We start from the raw sequence: 18,720 nt of genomic DNA, 5'->3' as shown, positions 1-18,720 counted from the left end.
TGCAAACGGTAGCCTGTGGGGGATGTCTCGACCACCTCTCGCGCGGCCAAATGCGGTCCGAACAGCCGCCCGCCGCACAGCCGCCTTTCTCGCGATGGGGTTCATCGTCGTCGGCCTCAGCGCCTGCGCCCAGACCGTTTCGCTCGAGCCTGCAGAATCAGCGGCCGACCCGGCGTGCGCCGACATCATCGTGAGCCTGCCCCTCGTGCTGCCGAGCGACGCCGAGAACCAAGACATCCGCCAGACCGACGCCCAGGCGACGGCGGCGTGGGGCTCGCCCGCGAGCATCCTGCTGCGCTGCGGCATACCGCCGCAGGGGCCGACGACGCTGCCGTGCATCAACATCAATGGCATCGACTGGGTTGAAGACGACTCGAACAAGCCGAACTACCGCTTCGTGACCTACGGTCGGGTTCCCACGACCGAGGTCATCGTCAACTACGACGTGGTCTCGGGCACCTCGACCCTGGTCGACCTCGGTCCCTCCATCTCGAAGATCCCGCAGACCAACAAGTGCCTCGGGGCCGAAGACACGCTCGACCTGCCTACCGACGCTCCGTCGGCCGGCTGACCTCCACAGACAAGAGCACCCCATGACCGTGATCGACAACGCCATCTACGTCGACGGGGTGCGCACCGACAACCCCGAGACCCTCGACGAGACGTTCGAGCTGCTCACCGAGCGTCGCGGCTTCGCCTGGATCGATCTCGACCGGCCGAGCCCCGAAGAGCTGCAGGCTGTCGCCGACGAGTTCGAGCTGCACCCCCTGGCCATCGAAGACGCCCTGGCCGGCCACCAGCGGGCGAAGCTGGAGCGCTACGGAGACACCCAATTCGTCGTGCTGCGACCCGCTTTCTACCGCGACGACATCGAGAAGGTGGAGTTCGGCGAGGTGCATCTGTTCGTCGGCAGCACCTTCGTGGTGACGGTTCGCCGGGCCGCGCGGCCCGATCTCAACGTCGTTCGAGAACGTCTCGAGGCCGCGCCGGATCTGCTCGCGAGAGGTCCGCAAGCGGTGCTGTACGCCGTTCTCGACCGCGTCGTCGACGACTACGCGCCAGTGGCCCTCGGGCTCGAGAACGACATCGACGAGATCGAAGACGAACTCTTCGAAGGGGGCGCCACCGAGCTCTCGCGCCGCATCTACGAGCTCTCCCGCGAGGTCATGATGTTCCAGCGGGCGACCCATCCACTGCTCGATGTCGTCGGCGAACTCAAGCAACAAGTCGGCGACCACGCGGTCGATATCGAGGTGGCGCGCGGCTTTCGCGACGTGCTCGATCACACGCACCGCATCGTCGACCGGATCGACGCCTATCGCGCACTGCTCGAGAACGCCCTCACGACGCACCTCACCCTCGTGGGTCAAGACCAGAACGACCAAGTCAAAAAGATCTCGTCGTGGGCCGCCATCCTGTTCGCCCCGACCCTCGTCGGAACCATCTACGGCATGAACTTCGACAACATGCCCGAGCTGCACTGGACCTTCGGCTACCCGCTGGCCGTCGCGGCCATGGTCGCCATGGGCGGAGTGCTCTACAGCGTGTTCCGACGCAAGGGATGGCTCTGACAAGGGCCGGAGGGCACGGCGGGCTAGACGATATAGTGAAGCGATTCCGTTGAACTCTGAAGGCTCCGCCCCCGTTGTGAGGACATGATGACCGACGCCGCTCCCCTGCAGGCCCCTTCCGACAGCGTTCTCACGCTGACCGCACCCCAGCCCGTAGCCCCGGTCGCGGCCACCTCCGCGCCCGCGATGGCACCGAAGGTCGATCCCGCGGCGCTGCCCGGGCTCGATGCCAAGGTCGACACCTATCTCGACACTCTGGTCAGCACCGACACGCGCTCTCCCGCCTTCGCCGCCAAGGCGAACGACGTGCGCACCATGGGCGACGTCGACATCCGCCAGGCGGCGGACTCGTCGAACAGGCTTCTCGCGACGCCGGTGAAGGCCCTCCAGTCAGGTGGCCTCTCCGAGAGCTCGAAGATCGGTTCCACGCTTCTCGAACTGCGCCGCACCGTCGAAGACCTCGACCCCAGCGAGCAGAGCATCGAGCGCAAGATCCTCGGCTTCATTCCTTTCGGCCGCAAGATCGCCGACTACTTCCGCAAGTACGAGAGCGCGCAGTCTCACCTCAATGCCATCATCAAGGCGCTCTACGACGGCCAAGACGAACTGCGCAAAGACAACGCCGCGCTGAACCTCGAGAAGCAGCACCTCTGGGAGACGATGCAGCGGCTCAACGAGTACATCTACGTCGCCGAGCGCCTCGACGTGAAGCTCTCGGCCAAGATCGCCGAGTTCGACAGCACCGACCCCGATAAGGCGAAGGCGCTGCGCGAAGACGTGCTCTTCTACGTGCGCCAGAAGCACCAAGATCTGCTGACCCAGCTCGCCGTGTCGATCCAGGGCTACCTGGCCATCGACGTGATCATCAAGAACAACCTCGAGCTCATCAAGGGCGTCGACCGGGCGACCACCACCACCGTCTCGGCGCTTCGTACGGCCGTGATCGTGGCGCAGGCCCTGGCCAACCAGAAGCTCGTGCTCGATCAGATCACCGCGCTGAACACCACCACCTCGAACATGATCGAGGCCACCTCGAAGATGCTGGCCGATCAGTCCGCGTCGATCCAGTCGCAGGCTGCGTCGGCCACCGTGGGTCTGCCGCAGCTCCAGGCCGCCTTCGCCAACATCTACGCGACCATGGACTCGATCTCGGAGTTCAAGGTGCAGGCGCTCGACAGCATGGCTCAGACCATCGGAGTTCTCGAGACCGAGACAGAGAAGGCCAAGCCCTACATCGAGCGCGCGCGCCGCAGCGAGACGACCGAGGTCGCGAGCACGCTCGACCTCGACAAGCGCTGAGTCGACGGGTCGAGCACGTCACGCAATGGGCTTTTGGCAGAACCTCCGCGACTCGGTGACGGGGCGAACTGCTGAGCGCGAATACGAGTTCGAGCTGCCACCGGCTCCGACCAGCGCCGACATCCTGTCGTCGATCGCCGATGTGCAGGCAGACACGACCGGCAAGGTGCCACCCATCGTCACCGCGCGCATCAACCGCATCGCGAACACCGTGGCCGTGATGGTTCCGCGGCTCGATCAGCTCGGCGGCGGCAGTGCGCAAGCGCACACCGTCGTCTCGACCGCCACGAGCTATCTGCCCGAGGCCGTCGGCGGCTACCTCCGGCTCCCCCGCGATTTCGCCGACCGGCGGGCCGTCTACAAGGGCAAGACCTCGCTCATGCTCCTGTGCGACCAGCTCGACCTGCTGGGCGCGACGCTCGACAAGATCTCGGATGCAGTGTCTCGCGCCGACGCCGCGGCTCTCGTCGCGCACGGACAGTTCCTCGCGGAGAAGTTCCAGCCCTCATCGAGCCTGACCCTCCCGTCCGAACCCCTGAGCTGAGCGAAGACACCATGACACCCTCTGATCCGCACGAGCTGCGCCAGGCTCTCGACGCCCTCGTCGCGGCGGCGCAGAGTGCCGGCCTCGATTCCGCCGCCGCCCGAGACGAGGGCGTGCGCATCGCCGCCGCCGTCGCCGAGTCCGCCATCGGCGCATCCGTTCAATGGGTCGACCAGACCGGCGCGGGCAGCGCAGACGAGTTCTTCGAAGCCGCGTCGAGCGCGAGGCGCTGGCGTGCGTCGCCCACCGACCTGCTGAGCAGGCTGGCCGCCGACTCTCCGCAGCACGCCGGCGAGTATGCCAAGGCGCTCACTGGCGTCGTCGCGGCCGCAAGCGAATTGGGCGAGCCCTCGATCGGTGTTCTCGGTGCGGCGTCTGCCACCGCAGCCGCCCAACTCGCGGGGGCACGGCAGGCTCCTTCTCTTCCTCCGCTCTCGCGCACCGAGGCCACGCTGTTCCCCTCGACGACGCTGTCTGCGGTTCCCCCGGTCGGCCAGCAGCTCAGCGCTGACCCCTTCGATGTTCAGCAGCCCGACTTCGCACGGCCGGGCGATGCCACCATGGCCGAGCTCGCCCGCAAAGCCGGCCTCACCCCATCCGAACCGCAACCGGATGCTCCGACCGCCGCGCAGCCCGCTCCCGCCGACGCGCCGGTCGCGGCCCAAGACGAAGAGAAACCGAAGAAGAGCGTCGAAGAGCTGCTCGCCGAGCTCGACAGCCTTATCGGACTCGACAGGGTCAAGAGAGAGATCCACCGGCAGACGCAGCTGCTGCGCATCGACCAGCTGCGAACGGCCGCGGGGCTCACCACTCCGACGCTCACGAGGCACCTCGTCTTTCTCGGCAACCCGGGCACGGGCAAGACCACCGTGGCCCGTCTCGTCGCCGGCATCTACGCGGCCCTCGGCATCCTGTCCAAGGGCCATCTCGTCGAGGTCGACCGCTCCGAACTCGTGGGCGGCTATCTCGGGCAGACGGCGACCAAGACGAGCGAGGTCGTGGCCGGGGCCATCGGCGGCGTTCTCTTCATCGACGAGGCCTACGGGCTGGCGCTCGACCAGTACGGCGCCGAGGCCATCACGACCATCGTGAAAGACATGGAGGATCACCGCGACGACCTCGTGGTGATCGTGGCCGGCTATCCCGAGCCGATGCGCGGATTCATGGAGACGAACCCCGGGCTCGCCAGCCGGTTCTCGACCTCCATCACGTTCCAGGACTACACCGACACCGAGCTGCGCGACATCTTCGTGCGCCTGGCCGAATCGTCCGACTTCGAGCCGACGCCCGAGGCGCTCGAGCGGTTCGAACAGATCGTGTCGATCGAACCCCGAGACGAGGGTTTCGGCAACGGTCGCTACGCCCGCAATCTGCTCGACAAGGCGATCGCACGGCACGCCTGGCGCCTGCGCGACGTCACGGAGCCGACGCTCGACGACCTGCGCCTGCTGCTGGCCGACGATCTCAACGACTCGAACGACGGCGAGGTGCGGGGCACCGACGACGAGACGATCGACTCGCCGATCCTGGTCGACGTGCCGCAGACTGATCAGGCGAGCGCGCTCGAAGCCGAGTCGTCCGATGCCGCGCCCACCGCAGATCACCCCTCAGACGATCCCGCAGAACCGACAACGTCGAAGGACACCGAATGAGCACGACCGCAGCCGCGCCCCCGCCGCCGGTACCCCAGGCATCCCCGCGGCCGAACGCCGCGTCGACGACCGCCGTGCAGGCTCAGAGCGCACCGGCCCCCGCGCCCGCGAAGAAGACGCGCTCCACTCCCGCCACCCTCCGCCTGCTGCTCGCCGTCTCCGTGCTCGCCAGTCTGGCGTTCGGAGCCGCCGGCTTTCAGACGGGGTCGTCGCAGGCCAGGTCCACGGCCGACGCGAGTGCCGAGGCCGCCCAGCTGATCGGCATCCAGTCCGTGCGCAACGATCTGGTGCGTGCCGACGCGATCGCCGCCAACGCGTTCCTCGTCGGTGGCTTGGAGCCCGCCGATCAGCGAGCCGAGTACGACACCGCGATCGACGACGCCACCCGCGAGATCACCCTCCTCGCCGCCGACGACAAGGCCGGAGACACCGACTTCGCCAAGGTCAACGCCGAGGTCGCCATCTACACCGGCCTCATCGAGCAGGCGCGCGCGAACAACCGTCAGGGCTTTCCCGTCGGCGCCGCTTACCTGTCGCAGGCCTCCGCCCTGCTGAACGACAGCACCCTTCCGCAGCTCGAAGCCCTGGTTCTCGCGAGCGCCGACCGGGCGGCGGGCAGCTTCACCGCCTCGACCGTGTCGCTGGTCTGGCTGATCATCGCCCTCGCGGCCCTGATCGCTCTGATCTGGGTACACCTCTGGATCACGCGGCGCTCTCACCGCTACCTCAACTGGCCACTGCTGATCGCCGCCGTCGCCATGCTCATCGTCGGCGTCATCGGTGTGGTCACCTTCTCGAACACCACGGGGGCAGCCATCGAGGCCAGGCAGAACTCCTACGCCAAGACCCTCGCCCTCTCTCAGGCGTACACCTCGGCCACCGAGGCCAAGTCGCTCGAGAGCTTCACGCTCATCAAGCGCGGCTCAGGGCAGACTCTCGAGGCCGACGTGCAGACGGCCATCGCCGACGCTCAGACACGTCTCGACTCGAGCGGCAAGAACTACCTCATCAGCGACGATCTCAGCAACGGCTTCGACTCGTGGGTCGAGAAGCACGCAGAGATTCGCAAGCTCGACGACGCGGGTGACTGGGACGGCGCGGTCGCGCAGGCGATCAGCCAGGAGCCCGGCAGCGCCAACGCGGCCTTCACCGCGTTCAGCACCGCGGCACAAGACGACATCGCCTCGAGTGCCGCCACGACGAAGAACGCGCTCGACGCGGGCGGCACTCAGTCAGCGCTCCTCGGCTGGCTCTTCCTCGTGGCCGGCCTCGCCGCCGCCGTGCTCTCCTGGCGCGGCGTCTCCCTTCGACTCAAGGAGTACCGATGAGCGCCATCCGTTCACGTACGGGCCGCATCGCGATCATCGCGACGCTGATCGGCACCCTCGCGCTCACCGCCTGCGCGCCGCGATCGGGAAGCGACGACCTCGGTCTCACTCCCACCCCGACGCCCACCGAGAGTGCACCGAGCAACCCGGCGCCCGCGTCGACCTGCAAGAACGTCGAGGGCGAAGTGCAGCCGTCGTACTCCCCCATCTCGCCCGACTCGATTCCCGCGGGTGGCGCGGTCGACGCCATCCGCGCCCAGGGCGTGCTCCGGGTCGGCGTATCCGCCGACACGCTGCTCATGGGCTCCCGCAACCCGCTCACGGGCCAGATCGAGGGCTTCGACATCGACGTCCTGCATGAGATCTCTCGGGCGATCTTCGGCGATCCGAACAGGTTGCAGTTCAAGGTCATCACGTCGGCCCAGCGCCTCGACGTGCTGACCCCCGGCGCCGATGGCAAGACGCAGGTCGACATCGTGGCGCGCACCATGACCATCAACTGCGCCCGTTGGGAGACCATCGCATTCTCGACGGAGTACTACGACGCCGGCCAGAAGGTCCTCGTCGGAGCCGACTCCGACGCGACGTCGATAGACGCACTCAGCGGCAAGAAGGTCTGCGCCCCCGCCAGCACGACCACGCTCACTCGGCTCGAGGACAGGTTCCCCAACATCGAGGCCGTGTCGGCCGCAACACACACCGAGTGCCTCGTGCTGTTCCAGCAGGGCAAGGTGGATGCCATCACCGGCGACGACACGATCCTCGCCGGATTCGCCGCGCAAGACCCGTATGCCAAGGTCGTGGGCGAGCCGATCAGCGCCGAGCCCTACGGCCTGGGAATGCCGGCCGAGAAGGTCGAGCTCGTGCAGTTCGTGAACGGTGTGCTCGATCGCATGCGCAGCGACGGCACCTGGACGAGCCTCTACACGAAGTGGCTCAGCGTGCTGGGCCCGGCGCCGGCTCCGCCCGTGCCCGTCTACGGGCGTTGACGCTGACGCTGACGCGTAGCGCAGAGCATCTGAAGCACCTGACACCCCCAACTTCGATCCGCCGAGAGGAGCAGCGATGACGATGACCGCCAGCGGAAGCACGCCAGTCGCTCCCGGGCGCCTCGGAGAGGCGATCGACCCGGGCGAGCTGCTGAAATACCTCACCGGCCTCGGCGAATGGGTCGACCGGCAACGAAAAGAGCTCGACCGCCTGGGGGCCGCGGCCCTCGCATCGCAGGAGCCCGATTCCTACACCTCCGACATCGTCCTCGCCGAGACGCTGTGGGAGGCCACCCGAAAACGCCGCGAGAGCCTCGAAAGCGTCTGGGACTCGGGCCGTGTCGACACCGTCGCCAGGCAGAAGATGTCGCAGCTGATCTGGGGCCGGTTGGACTCCGGAGGCGGGGCAGAACTCGTCTCGCTCGTCGAGGCCGTCAGACTCGCCGATGCCCTCGTCTCGCAGCTGACCACTCGACTCAGCCTCGACCCGCGTGCGGCCGGCACCACCGCGCGCATCGTCGGCTTGCGCGCTGAACTCGAGCGGTCGCGCGACCTGGCGACATCCGACCCCGACAGCGCACAGCGGGTCTCTACCCTGCGCAACCGACTCGAGACCCTCGCCGAGAAGGCTGGCCGAGGCGCCGACGTCACCGGCCCGCTCGGGCAGCTGGTGCAGGATTCGGCGCATCTCGAACGCGACCTCATCGTCGCCAGTTCTCAGAAGCGCGACCTGGCCAGGGATGCGCGCAAGGCCGCCGACGACGCCGCGGCCGCAGAGCGACGCGAGCCGGTGCTGCGGGCCCTGGCCGACCGATGCCGCCGCGAGATCGTCGACCCGCCTCGCCTGGCGATCCCCGACGTGTCGAAACTCGGACCTGTGCCGCAGACGCGTGCCGCCCTCGACGCCTGGACCGCGCGCCTCGCCCTGGTGAACCGCGCCTTCGAGGCGGTCGAAGACGCGTACGCCGGTCAACTCCGCGAGCGCGCCGAGTTGCGGTACCGCCTGTCGGGCTACCACGCGAAGGCCGAGAGCTCGGGCCGTTCCGCGTCGCCCACGGTCGCCGCCGGTTACATCGAGGCCAAAGAGGCCGTCGACACCACTCCGTGCGACCTGCGCCTCGCCCGCTTCTACGTCGAGCAATACCAATTTCTCACCCGTGACCTGCCGCCGGCATCCTCGCCGCGTCAAGGTCAGGAAGGACGCTACACGTCATGACCGATGTCCAGCACTGCCAGCAGCCCGGCTGCACGGGTGTGATCGAAGACGGCTACTGCAACGTCTGCGGTTCTCCCGCCGCGCCCAGCCCACTTCCCCCCGCTTCGGGCACCGGCACGGCCGCCGCGGCATCGCCCTCGGCCAAGCTCGGCACCGGGTTCTCGGCCGGACCGCAGACCGGCGCCGGGGCAGACCCCGACTTCGCGCAGGCCGGATCGACCCGCACCGGCCGCACCTCGTCGGCGCGACTCGCCACGGCGGCTCTGGGATCGGCGCGCACCGCGGCGACCGGCTCGAAGGCCACCCGCCGATTCGGAACCACCTCCACGCGCCTCCGCGGCCCGCGCCTCGGCGCCGGGCTCACGACGGTTCCCACCGAGCCGCCCGCAGATCCGCTGAAGGCGGTCATGGCCGTCGCCGAGCTGCCGGAGGCGAAGCGATTCTGCTCGAACTGCGGCAAGCCGGTGGGCCGCGGTCGCGACGACAAGCCCGGTCGCACCGAGGGATTCTGCCCGAACTGCCGCACGCCCTTCTCCTTCACCCCGCAGCTCAAGCCGGGCGATGTCGTGGGCAGCCAGTACGAGGTCGTCGGATGCCTCGCGTTCGGTGGCCTCGGATGGATCTACCTCGCCCGTGACCAGAACGTCTCGGGCCGCTGGGTGGTTCTGAAGGGTCTGCTCAATTCGGGCGATCCGGATGCGTATGCCGCGGCGATCACGGAACGCCAGTTCCTCGCCGAGGTCGAGCATCCGCTGATCGTCGAGATCTACAACTTCGTGATGTTCAACGGCGCCGGCTACATCGTGATGGAGTACGTGGGCGGTCCGTCGCTCAAGGTGATCCTCAAAGAGCGCATGAAGGCGAACAACGGCGTCGTCGACCCGCTGCCGGTCGACCAGGCCCTCGCCTACGTGCTCGAGATCCTGCCCGCCTTCCAGTACCTGCACGACATCAATCTGCTGTTCTGCGACTTCAAGCCCGACAATATGATCCAGGTCGGCGACACGGTGAAGCTGATCGACCTGGGTGGCGTGCGCCGCATCGACGACCAGACTTCGGCCATCTTCGGAACGGTCGGATTCCAGGCACCAGAGGTCCCCGATGTGGGGCCGTCGGTCGCCGCCGACATCTACACGATCGGCCGCACCCTCGCCACGCTCGTCCTCGACTTCCGCGGCAATCAGACGACCTTCGTGTCGTCGCTGCCCGATGTGGCGGACACGCCCGTGTTCCAGACGTACGACTCGTTCTATCGGCTGCTCGCCAAGGCCTGCGCCTTCGACCCGTCAGACCGTTTCGCGTCGGTCGATGAGCTGCGCGCGCAGCTGCTGGGTGTGCTGCGCGAGGTCGTGGCCACCGACCGCGGGCCGGGTCACCCCGCGCTGCACTCCGCGGCATCCGTTCTCTTCGAGGCGCCCGTCGCCGATGTCGTCGACCGACCGCTGCCCTGGGATGCCCTGCCCGGTCTCAAGGTCGATGAGTCCGACCCCGCGCGCAGCTGGCTCGCCGGCGTGAATATGGAAGACCCGGCCGCGCGCCTGATCGCCCTCGAGTCCGCCCCGAACGTCACGGTCGAGATCCGTCTCGCGCGTGCCCGTGCGGCCATCGAGTCGGGCAATTTCCAGACCGTCGACGCCGTGATGAGCGAGATCCTCACCGACGATCCATGGGAGTGGCGTGCCGTCTGGGTCGCCGGTCTCGCCGAACTCGCTAAGGGAGATGCCCGCAGCGCCCGCGCGTCGTTCAACACCGTCTACGGCCAGGTGCCGGGCGAGCTCGCGCCGAAGCTCGCCCTTGCCGCGGCCTGCGAGGCGAGCGGCGAGCCCGAGATCGCCGAGAGCCTCTACATCATCTGCGCACGTTCCGACGCGAACTACACCGCTGCGGCCGCCTTCGGCCTGGCCCGCATCCGCGAGCAGCGAGGCGACCTCGACGGCGCGCTGTCAGCGCTCGACCTCGTCACCCCCACCCGCAGCTCGTACGTCGACGCCCGTCGTCGACGCGCGGAGCTGCTGGCGACCTCGAAGCGTGGACTCGCCTCGCTGGCCGCCGCGCTCGACAGCGTCGCCACGGTGTCGATCGACTCGAGGTCGCGAGTCGAGCTCACCGCCAGCGTCCTGGCGTCTGCCCTGGCCCTGGTGCGTGATTCCGGGCCATCCACCGATGCGGTGGTCGGCGGCATCCCCGCCCAGGAGGGACCGCTCCGCGATGGTCTCGAGCGCGCGTATCGCGAGTTGGCGGGCCTCACGGAGAATGAGGCGGAGCGCGTGCACCTGGTCGACGAGGCCAACCGCGTTCGACGGTGGACCCTGTCGTGAGCGACGCACAGATGCACGGCGACGCCGTGCCCCCCGTGGACCCCGCGGCAGAGCCCGTCGTCGAAGCCGTCGTAGAGCCTGACCTCGAACCTGACGCGGTGCCTGCCGCGGCGCCTGACGCGGCGCCTGCTGCGGAACCCGTGGTCGAGGCCGCTCCGGCGGTGCCGATCCTGTGCCCCGCGTGCGGCACGGTGAACGATCCCGACGCGAAGTTCTGCGAGGAGTGCGGCACCCAGCTCGGCGAACTCGTCGAGGTGAGCTCCGGCCCCGATGCCGGCGAGGCTGAAGCCGGGGTCGAACCAGACCAAGTCACCTCATCGACGTCGGCACCACGGCGCGCCTGCGTTTATTGCGGAGGCAGCATCGCCGACGACGGCTATTGCGAACTCTGCGGCAAGCCCGCTCAGAGCGAACGCGACCACTGGCAGGAAGCGCCCGCGGCCTGGGTCGGCGGAGTGTGCGACCGCGGCATCCGGCACGAGATCAACGAAGACGCTATGGCCCTGGCCGCAGACCCGCAGGCCGGCGAGTTCGCCGTCTTGGTCGTGTGCGACGGGGTCTCGTCGACTCCGGGCTCCGACAAGGCGAGCCTCGCCGCTGCTCGCGCCGCAACCGCCCATCTCGCGGCCGGGCGCTCGACCGACCTGACAGAAGGCACCAGCGACGAACTGGCGCAAGCCCGATGGTCTGCCCGGATGCTCGAGGCCGGCGAACACGCGAGCGCCGCGATCTACGAGGCGATCGGCGAACTCGCGGCGAGAACGAATCCGCCGTCGTGCACCTTCGCCGCAGCGGTCATCGACGGCCCCCTCGTCGTGGTCGGAGGCGTCGGAGACAGCCGGGTCTATTGGATCGCGGACAGCGGCAAGTCCCGACAGCTGACCACCGACGACTCGTGGTCACAAGAGATGATGTCGCACGGCATGTCACGCCAGCAGGCCGAGAGCGCCCCGCAGGCGCACTCCATCACGCGATGGCTCGGCGCGGACTCTCCCGACGAGGCCCCCCACGTCGTGCCGACCTATCCCACGGGAGCCGGATGGATTCTGGTCTGCTCGGATGGGCTCTGGAACTACTGCTCCGACGCCGACGACCTCGCCGAGCTCGTGCACCGGGTCGTGGGAATGGTGGGAAGCAACCCTGTTCAGGTCTCGTCGTCTCTCGTCGACTGGGCCAATGAGCAGGGCGGCCAAGACAACATCACCGCCGCGCTCGCTCGATTCGATAGCGTTGTACCTACACCGGCCCAGCCGGCCTGATCTATGACAGATAGAGGAGTCCCCCATGGCAGAGTTCACGGCCAGCGTTTTTCAGAATGAATTCCTCTCAGACGGGGCCACAGACGTTCACGCCATCGTCACGGTCACGGTCTCGGGCGCGGGCCAGGCGGGGCAGGGGCAGGGCATGGCTGCCGGCGAGATCATCATCGTCGACACCTCGGGGTCGATGACCGGCGAGAATCTCGGCGCTGCCAAGCACGCGGCCGCGGTGGCGATCGACCAGATCCTCGACGGCACCTGGTTCGCCGTGATCTCCGGAACCGATACAGCGGCTCGAGCGTTCCCGTATCCGAACGCCCGACTTCCCATGGTGCAGATGGAGCCGGGCGCGCGCGCCGCGGCCAAGCAGGCCGTCGCCTCGTTCCAGCCCTCAGGCGGCACGGCCATGGGCACGTGGCTCACGCTCGCTCGTGAACTCTTCCAGGCCACACCGCAGGCCACCCAGCGTCACGCGATCCTTCTCACCGACGGCAAGAACGAGCACGAGTCGGCACAGGCGCTGAGCCAGGCCATCTACAACGCCACCGGCGTCTTCCAGTGCGACGCCCGCGGCGTCGGTTCACGCTGGCAGGTCGACGAGCTGCGCCAGATCGCCACCGCGCTGCTCGGCACCGTCGATCTCATCGCTAAGCCCGCCGACATGGCCGCCGACTTCGAGAGCATCATCAAGCAGTCGATGGGACGAGGCGTGGCGTCGGCCGAGCTGCGCGTCTGGGCTCCGCAGGGTTCCGAGGTGTTGTTCGTGCGACAGGTCGCCCCTACCGTCGAAGACCTCACCACCCGCAAGACCATGGTCAACCCGCTCACGGGCTCGTACCCCACGGGATCGTGGGGTGATGAGTCGCGCGACTACCACGTCGCCGTTCGGGTCGCCTCGAAGCCCGTGGGCTCCGAGCAGCTCGCGGCCCGCGTGCAGCTGACCGTGCGCGACGAGGTCGTCGCATCCGGTCTCGTGAAGGCGCGCTGGTCGAACGACGACGCCCTCACGGCGCGGATCGACCCGGCCGTGGCGCACTACACGGGCCAGACCGAGCTCGCCTCGGCCATCCAAGACGGCCTTGCGGCCAAGGCCGCCGGCGATGCCGCGACCGCCACCGTGAAGCTGGGTCGCGCGGTTCAGCTCGCCGCCGAGACGGGCAACGACGAGGCGACCGCGAAGCTCCGCAAGGTCGTCGAGATCGACGACGCGAACGAAGGCACCGTGCGGCTTCGTCGTGACGTGGCGAAGCTCGACGAGATGGCGCTCGACACCGCATCGACGAAGACGACGCGGGTGCGCAAATGACCTTGTGCCCCAACGGACACTCGTCGGCCTCGACCGACTACTGCGACGTGTGCGGAACACCGATGGTGGCCGCCGCGCCTGTCGCACCGACCCCGACGATGGCGATGCCCACCGTCTCGGGTTCGAGTGAGCCGATCACGTGCCCGAACTGCTCGTTCCCCAACCTGCCGGATGCGCTGTTCTGCGAGAACTGCGGCTACGACTTCACGACGGGGTCGCTTCCCGAGCCCGACCCCGACGGCCTGGGATTCGGCGCCCCGCTGACCGCGCCGGCCCCCGTGCCGAACGCTCCCGCCGTCGTGCCGGTCGTCGCACCGGTGTCGAGTCTCGACATCGAGGAGGGCGATCTCGGCAAGCACGAGGCCGCCGGCGACCCCGGTTACGTCGAGGCGCCCGCCATCGAGGGCCAACCGACGGTCGAGCCTGCAGGAGCGGCTGAGGCCTCTGAACCGGCGGCAGCGGAACCGGAGGCAGAAACGGGCCCCGTCGCATCCTCGCCCGCCGTCTCGACGATCGAGGGCGACAGCGCATGGGTCGCCGAGGTCTGGGTCGATCCCGAGTGGTACGCCGCCCAGAAGTCCGACGACCCGCTCCCCTCCGGGGGACTGCCCGAGATCGTCGTGCTCAAGCAGAGCAGCCTGCTGGTGGGCCGCACCTCGGTGTCTCGCGATATCCACCCGCAGATCGAGTGCGGCACCGACAGCGGCGTCTCGAGACGGCACTGCCAGCTCAACACCGATGGACAGCGCTGGTGGGTCGAAGACCTCCAGTCGTCGAATGGCACCTTCGTGGGTGCCGCGGGCGAGGAGCTGCCGAGCGTTCCGATCCAGCCGGGGCAACGCCGTGAGGTACACGACGGCGACCGCATCTTCGTGGGCGCGTGGACGCGACTCGTCATTCGAAAGGCGCTGCCCGGCGAAGCGTAGGTACGCGTTCCCTGAGCCTGTCGAAGGGTGCCTTCGACAGGCTCAGGGAACGAATGGCTCAGCGTTCCTGCAGTGCCAGGTCGATCAGTTCGTCGATGAGCTGCGGGTAGCTCAGCCCCGACGCGATCCAGCAGGCCGGGAACATCGAGATCGGCGTGAAGCCGGGCATCGTGTTGAGCTCGTTCACGACGAACCCGTTATCGGTGAGAAAGAAATCGACGCGGGCGAGCCCGGCTCCGCCGATGGACTCGAATGCGGTGGCCGCGATGCTCTGCATGGTGGCGAGCTGATCGTCGCTCATCGGCGCGGGGCACACCAGCTCGATGCCGGGGGCGTCGAGGTACTTCGCGTCGAAGTCGTAGAACGCTCTGTCGGTCATGACGACCTCGCCCGCCACCGATACCCGGGTGGGTGCGCCGTCGCGGCCCTCGAGAACGCCGCACTCGACCTCGCGGCCCACGATTCCCTCTTCGATGAGGACTTTGTCGTCCTCGGCGAGGGCGACCTCCATAGCCTCGGCCAGTTGCGACCAATCGGTGATGCGACTCACTCCGACAGACGAGCCGGCGCGAGCGGGCTTCACGAACGCCGGCAGTCCGAGCGAGGAAGCGCGTTCGGCGACGAGGGTGGGCGACTGAGCCCACTGCCGGGCCGTGACCGTGTTCCACGGAGCGACCTCGATGCCGGCCTGCAGCAGAACCGTCTTGGTGAAGTGCTTGTCCATGCCGAGCGCCGAGGCGAGAACGCCGGACCCCACGAAGGGCAGTCCGAGGAGCTCGAGCATGCCCTGCACCGTGCCGTCTTCACCGAAACGTCCGTGCAGAATCGGGAAGACGACATCCACCTCGCCCAGGCTACGCGTGGTGCCGTCGGCGAGTTCGACTGTCAGCGTGCGGTCGCCCGCCTTGTCTGGCCAGCGGATGCGCGTGCCGTTGTCGAGCACACGGGGCATGGCGTCGGCGTCGATCGCGAACTTGGCCGGGTCGTCGTCTTCGAGAACGAACGATCCCTCGCTGGTGATGCCGATCGGAATGACGTCGAACCGCTCGCGGTCAATCGCGTGAAGAACTCCGCCCGCCGTCGCGCAGCTGATCGAGTGCTCGCTTGAACGGCCTCCAAAAAGCAGAGCCACCAGTGTTTTTCCGGCCATCGATTGTCCTTTCGCCCTGCGGCTCGTCGGAGTCCGTCGTCAGGTGGGGAGCTATGTCCCGAGGATTCAGCGTACCGGCCAGCACCTCGCTGACCTGCTTGACGATGGGCATGTCCACGCCTTTGGCAGAGGCCAGTTCGAGGATCGGTGCGACAGAGGCGAGGCCCTCGGCCGTCTGCTGCATGCTCTTCACGACGTCGGCGAAGCTGTAGCCCTGGCCCAGCAATCGACCCGCGGTGTTGTTGCGAGACAGCGACGAGCTGCTCGTGGCGATGAGGTCGCCCAGACCCGCGAGGCCCGCGAGCGTATCGGCCTGCGCCCCGTACGCCACAGCGAAGTCGGTCATTTCGGCCAGGCCCCGTGTGATGATCGACGCCTTCGTGTTCTCTCCGTAGCCCACACCGTCGACGATGCCGATGGCCACGGCGATGAGGTTCTTGAGCACGCCGCCGAACTCCGTGCCGATGACGTCGACGTTCACGAAGGAACGGAAGTATCGGTTGCTCGCCACCATCGCGACACGCTGGGCGGTCTCGAGGCTCTGCGACGAGATGACGGCGGCCGTGGGCTGCTCTTTCGCGATCTCGAGCGCCAGGTTCGGGCCGGATGCGACGGCGATACGATCGCGGTCGATCTCGAGCCCCAGCTCGATCACCTCGCTCATGCGCAGGCCGGACTTCTTCTCGACACCCTTCATGAGGCTGATCACGAGGGCGTCGGGCGGGAGCAGGGGCTTGATCGCGGCGAGGTTGTCTCGCAGGCTCTGGCTCGGAATCGAGACGAAGACCATCTCTGCGCCCGCGAGGGCCTCGGCGAGGCTCGAGGTCGCCGTGACGGAAAGCGGAAGGTTGATGCCGGGCAGGTAGTCGCTGTTGCGCTTGGCCTCGCTGATCTCCCGGGCCAGTTCGGGGCGTCGCGCCCACAGAGTGACGTCGCTTCCACCGTCTGCGAGGATCTTCGCGAAGGTCGTTCCCCAGCTTCCTGCCCCGAGCACGGTGACGCGACGGCGGGGCGGAACGACTGCGACGGGCCTGGTCCTACTCAAAACGACCGGTCTCCTTCTGATTGTGCGCTGCGGGATTCCACCGTTCGACCGGCGCCGTCTCGCCTCGTAGCCGTTCGAGAAGGGCGGTGATGTCGGCCATGACCAGCTCGGTCGCCGCGGTCAGCAGTGCCGAGTTGATCGGCTTGCCCCGGAACTCGGTGAGGTCGACGGGGTCTCCGAATGCCACCTTGATGGTCTTGCGCGGAAAGAGGCTGATCTTGTTCGAGTACCGGGCCATGACGGCCTGGGTGCCCCAGTGCGCCGCCGGTATCAGCGGCAGGTTCTGCTCGAGCGCCATCCGAACCGCTCCGGTCTTACCTCTCATCGGCCAGATCTGCGGGTCACGGGTGAGCGTGCCCTCCGGGTAGATGATCACGGCGTTGCCCTTGTCGACCAGCTCGTTGGCGGCCTTCAACGGCTCGCTGCCTCGAATCGAACCGGCACGCTCCACGGGAATCTGGCCCGTGCCGCGAAGCACCGCCCCCACGACAGGCACCCTGAACAGCGAGGCCTTGGCCAAGAAGCGCGGCGCTCTGCCGAGCTTCCAGATCGACCAGCCCATGACCACCGGATCGATGTTGCTGTAGTGATTCGGCGACAGCACGAACGCGCCCTTTGGGGGAAGCTTCTGCGGGTCTGTGAACTCGATTTTCGCGATGCTCGACAAGAAGGGCACCAGCACGGCCGCGAGAACGCGGAATCCGACGGTCTTCTCGGCCGCCTGGTTCGCCACCGCTAAACCTCGAAGGAGAAGTCAGCTCCGAGCTTCTCGAGCTTGGCCACGAAGTCCCCATAGCCTCGGCCGATGAGCCCGACGTTGCTCACGGTCGACCGGCCGTTCGCCGTCAACGCGGCGATGAGGTGGCTGAAGCCGCCGCGCAGGTCGGGAACGACGATCTCGCTTCCGTGCAGCTTGGTGGGTCCGGTGATCACCGCGGCCTGCTCGAGCGGGCGACGCGGAACGCGCCGTTCCCCGCCCTCGAGCCCGTTCTTGTGCACCTGGATGTTCGCGCCCATCTCGACCAGCGCATCCGTGAACCCGAAGCGGTCTTCGTAGACGGTCTCGTGAACGACCGAGGTGCCGATCGCCTGCGTCAGCGCGATGATGAGCGGCTGCTGCCAGTCGGTCATGAAGCCGGGGTGCACATCGGTCTCGATGGTCACGGGCTTGAGGTCGCCGCCGGGGTGGTAGAAGCGGATGCCGTCTTCCTCGATGTCGAACGCGCCACCGATCTTGCGGAAGACGTTGAGGAACGTCATCATGTCCTGCTGCTTGGCGCCCTTGCAGGTGATGTCGCCGCCCGTGGCCAGCGCGGCCGAGGCCCAGCTGGCTGCCTCGTTGCGATCGAACAGCGCCCGGTGGTCGTAGCCCTTGAGGCTGTCGACGCCCTCGATGAGGATGACGCGGTTGGGCTCGACCGAGATGATCGCGCCCATCTTCTGCAGCACGGCGATGAGATCCATGATCTCGGGCTCGATCGCCGCGTTCTTGAGCTCCGTGGTGCCCTTCACCCGAACGGCCGTCAACAGCACCTGTTCGGTGGCGCCGACGCTCGGGTAGGCGAACTCGATGTTCGCTCCGTGCAGGCCGTTGGGCGCCGAGATGTCGATTCCGCTGGGCAGCTTGTCGACGATCGCGCCGAACTGACGCAGCGCGTCGAGGTGGAAGTCGATGGGACGGTCGCCGATGCGGCATCCGCCGAGGTCGGGGATGAAGGCGTGGCCCAGACGGTGCAGCAGCGGGCCGCAGAACAGGATCGGGATGCGGCTCGACCCGGAGAGGGCGTCGATCTCGGCGCTGTTCGCGCTGGCGACGTTCGACGGGTCGAAGATCAGGATGCCGGTCTCGGCGCTTCCCGAGATCGTCACACCGTGGGCCTCGAGCAGGCTGGCGACGACGCTGACGTCGGAGATGTCGGGCACATCGCGCAGGATGCTCTTGGTGTCGCCGAGCAGAGAGGCGACCATGGCCTTGGTGACCAGATTCTTGGCCCCACGCACGTCGATCGTGCCTCGAAGCGGACGACCGCCGTTGATGATGATCGTGTCGCTGGGTAGACCCACTCTGCGTGCCGCCTTCTGCGCATCCTGAACGAGGGAATTCACTAGATATAACC

The 18,720-nt window shown here is 67.7% G+C and carries 16 protein-coding genes; 12 read left to right on the top strand and 4 right to left on the bottom strand.

Annotated elements, in window-relative coordinates; all coding sequences use genetic code 11:
* The first annotated feature begins 22 nt into the window (after positions 1-22).
* The 12 genes from ASF79_RS04215 to ASF79_RS04160 all read left to right on the top strand — a co-directional run bounded on the left by ASF79_RS04215 (position 23) and on the right by ASF79_RS04160 (position 14,408).
* The gene (locus ASF79_RS04215) at positions 23-571 is read left to right on the top strand and encodes a DUF3515 family protein (protein WP_082495670.1); all 549 of its coding nucleotides are present in this window, start codon (positions 23-25) and stop codon (positions 569-571) included.
* A gap of 22 nt (positions 572-593) precedes the next feature.
* Complete coding sequence (corA, locus tag ASF79_RS04210) at positions 594-1,571, top strand: magnesium/cobalt transporter CorA (RefSeq protein WP_055852200.1); 978 nt, start codon at positions 594-596, stop codon at positions 1,569-1,571.
* 87 nt (positions 1,572-1,658) lie between these two features.
* Complete coding sequence (locus ASF79_RS04205) at positions 1,659-2,870, top strand: toxic anion resistance protein (RefSeq protein WP_055777276.1); 1,212 nt, start codon at positions 1,659-1,661, stop codon at positions 2,868-2,870.
* A gap of 25 nt (positions 2,871-2,895) precedes the next feature.
* Positions 2,896-3,414 (top strand): hypothetical protein, encoded by a 519-nt coding sequence (locus tag ASF79_RS04200; protein WP_055852197.1) that lies wholly within the window; start codon positions 2,896-2,898, stop codon positions 3,412-3,414.
* A gap of 11 nt (positions 3,415-3,425) precedes the next feature.
* Entirely contained in the window at positions 3,426-5,066 is a 1,641-nt protein-coding gene (locus ASF79_RS04195) for an AAA family ATPase (protein WP_055852194.1), read from the top strand.
* Positions 5,063-6,394 carry a hypothetical protein gene (locus ASF79_RS04190; RefSeq protein WP_055775087.1) on the top strand — a complete coding sequence of 444 codons (1,332 nt, stop codon included), beginning with the start codon at positions 5,063-5,065 and terminating at the stop codon, positions 6,392-6,394. Before ASF79_RS04195 ends, ASF79_RS04190 begins: the two co-directional genes overlap by 4 nt.
* Positions 6,391-7,383 (top strand): glutamate ABC transporter substrate-binding protein, encoded by a 993-nt coding sequence (locus tag ASF79_RS04185; protein ID WP_055852191.1) that lies wholly within the window; start codon positions 6,391-6,393, stop codon positions 7,381-7,383. The genes ASF79_RS04190 and ASF79_RS04185 overlap by 4 nt, the downstream gene beginning before the upstream one ends.
* Before the next feature lie 76 nt (positions 7,384-7,459).
* Complete coding sequence (locus ASF79_RS04180) at positions 7,460-8,599, top strand: hypothetical protein (protein WP_055852188.1); 1,140 nt, start codon at positions 7,460-7,462, stop codon at positions 8,597-8,599.
* On the top strand, positions 8,596-10,917 hold the full coding sequence (locus ASF79_RS04175) for a serine/threonine-protein kinase (RefSeq protein ID WP_055852185.1): 2,322 nt from the start codon (positions 8,596-8,598) through the stop codon (positions 10,915-10,917). Before ASF79_RS04180 ends, ASF79_RS04175 begins: the two co-directional genes overlap by 4 nt.
* Positions 10,914-12,176, top strand: coding sequence for a PP2C family serine/threonine-protein phosphatase (locus tag ASF79_RS04170; protein ID WP_235500622.1), 1,263 nt, complete (start codon positions 10,914-10,916; stop codon positions 12,174-12,176). The genes ASF79_RS04175 and ASF79_RS04170 overlap by 4 nt, the downstream gene beginning before the upstream one ends.
* A gap of 25 nt (positions 12,177-12,201) precedes the next feature.
* The gene (locus tag ASF79_RS04165) at positions 12,202-13,482 is read left to right on the top strand and encodes a vWA domain-containing protein (protein WP_055775100.1); all 1,281 of its coding nucleotides are present in this window, start codon (positions 12,202-12,204) and stop codon (positions 13,480-13,482) included.
* Entirely contained in the window at positions 13,479-14,408 is a 930-nt protein-coding gene (locus ASF79_RS04160) for an FHA domain-containing protein (protein ID WP_055852182.1), read from the top strand. The genes ASF79_RS04165 and ASF79_RS04160 overlap by 4 nt, the downstream gene beginning before the upstream one ends.
* Before the next feature lie 58 nt (positions 14,409-14,466).
* Here the strand turns inward: ASF79_RS04160 and ASF79_RS04155 are convergent, their stop codons facing one another.
* Genes ASF79_RS04155 through murA form a run of 4 tightly spaced genes read right to left on the bottom strand, consistent with a single transcriptional unit; the run spans position 14,467 to position 18,709 of the window.
* Positions 14,467-15,558, bottom strand: coding sequence for a D-alanine--D-alanine ligase family protein (locus ASF79_RS04155; RefSeq protein ID WP_055852178.1), 1,092 nt, complete (start codon positions 15,556-15,558; stop codon positions 14,467-14,469).
* Positions 15,461-16,603, bottom strand: a complete 1,143-nt coding sequence (locus tag ASF79_RS04150; RefSeq protein ID WP_055852175.1) for an NAD(P)H-dependent glycerol-3-phosphate dehydrogenase — start codon at positions 16,601-16,603, stop codon at positions 15,461-15,463. Before ASF79_RS04150 ends, ASF79_RS04155 begins: the two co-directional genes overlap by 98 nt.
* A complete protein-coding gene (locus ASF79_RS04145) occupies positions 16,596-17,336 on the bottom strand; it encodes a lysophospholipid acyltransferase family protein (protein ID WP_055852171.1) in 741 nt (246 codons plus the stop codon). Before ASF79_RS04145 ends, ASF79_RS04150 begins: the two co-directional genes overlap by 8 nt.
* 2 nt (positions 17,337-17,338) lie before the next feature.
* Positions 17,339-18,709: a UDP-N-acetylglucosamine 1-carboxyvinyltransferase gene (murA, locus tag ASF79_RS04140; protein WP_055775114.1), complete on the bottom strand. Its 1,371-nt coding sequence runs from the start codon at positions 18,707-18,709 to the stop codon at positions 17,339-17,341.
* Positions 18,710-18,720: the final 11 nt, after the last annotated feature.

It is taken from the genome of Agreia sp. Leaf335, assembly GCF_001423605.1.
In the GTDB taxonomy this organism is placed as follows: domain Bacteria; phylum Actinomycetota; class Actinomycetes; order Actinomycetales; family Microbacteriaceae; genus Agreia.
This window is presented reverse-complemented; position numbering and strand designations above follow the sequence as displayed.

What these genes read in the sequence shown, in the direction of transcription:
- ASF79_RS04215 (WP_082495670.1), top strand. Translation starts at nt 23, where the DNA reads ATGTCTCGACCACCTCTCGCGCGGCCAAATGCGGTCCGAACAGCCGCC.
- corA (WP_055852200.1), top strand. Translation starts at nt 594, where the DNA reads ATGACCGTGATCGACAACGCCATCTACGTCGACGGGGTGCGCACCGAC.
- ASF79_RS04205 (WP_055777276.1), top strand. Translation starts at nt 1,659, where the DNA reads ATGACCGACGCCGCTCCCCTGCAGGCCCCTTCCGACAGCGTTCTCACG.
- ASF79_RS04200 (WP_055852197.1), top strand. Translation starts at nt 2,896, where the DNA reads ATGGGCTTTTGGCAGAACCTCCGCGACTCGGTGACGGGGCGAACTGCT.
- ASF79_RS04195 (WP_055852194.1), top strand. Translation starts at nt 3,426, where the DNA reads ATGACACCCTCTGATCCGCACGAGCTGCGCCAGGCTCTCGACGCCCTC.
- ASF79_RS04190 (WP_055775087.1), top strand. Translation starts at nt 5,063, where the DNA reads ATGAGCACGACCGCAGCCGCGCCCCCGCCGCCGGTACCCCAGGCATCC.
- ASF79_RS04185 (WP_055852191.1), top strand. Translation starts at nt 6,391, where the DNA reads ATGAGCGCCATCCGTTCACGTACGGGCCGCATCGCGATCATCGCGACG.
- ASF79_RS04180 (WP_055852188.1), top strand. Translation starts at nt 7,460, where the DNA reads ATGACGATGACCGCCAGCGGAAGCACGCCAGTCGCTCCCGGGCGCCTC.
- ASF79_RS04175 (WP_055852185.1), top strand. Translation starts at nt 8,596, where the DNA reads ATGACCGATGTCCAGCACTGCCAGCAGCCCGGCTGCACGGGTGTGATC.
- ASF79_RS04165 (WP_055775100.1), top strand. Translation starts at nt 12,202, where the DNA reads ATGGCAGAGTTCACGGCCAGCGTTTTTCAGAATGAATTCCTCTCAGAC.
- ASF79_RS04160 (WP_055852182.1), top strand. Translation starts at nt 13,479, where the DNA reads ATGACCTTGTGCCCCAACGGACACTCGTCGGCCTCGACCGACTACTGC.
- ASF79_RS04155 (WP_055852178.1), bottom strand. Translation starts at nt 15,558, where the DNA reads ATGGCCGGAAAAACACTGGTGGCTCTGCTTTTTGGAGGCCGTTCAAGC.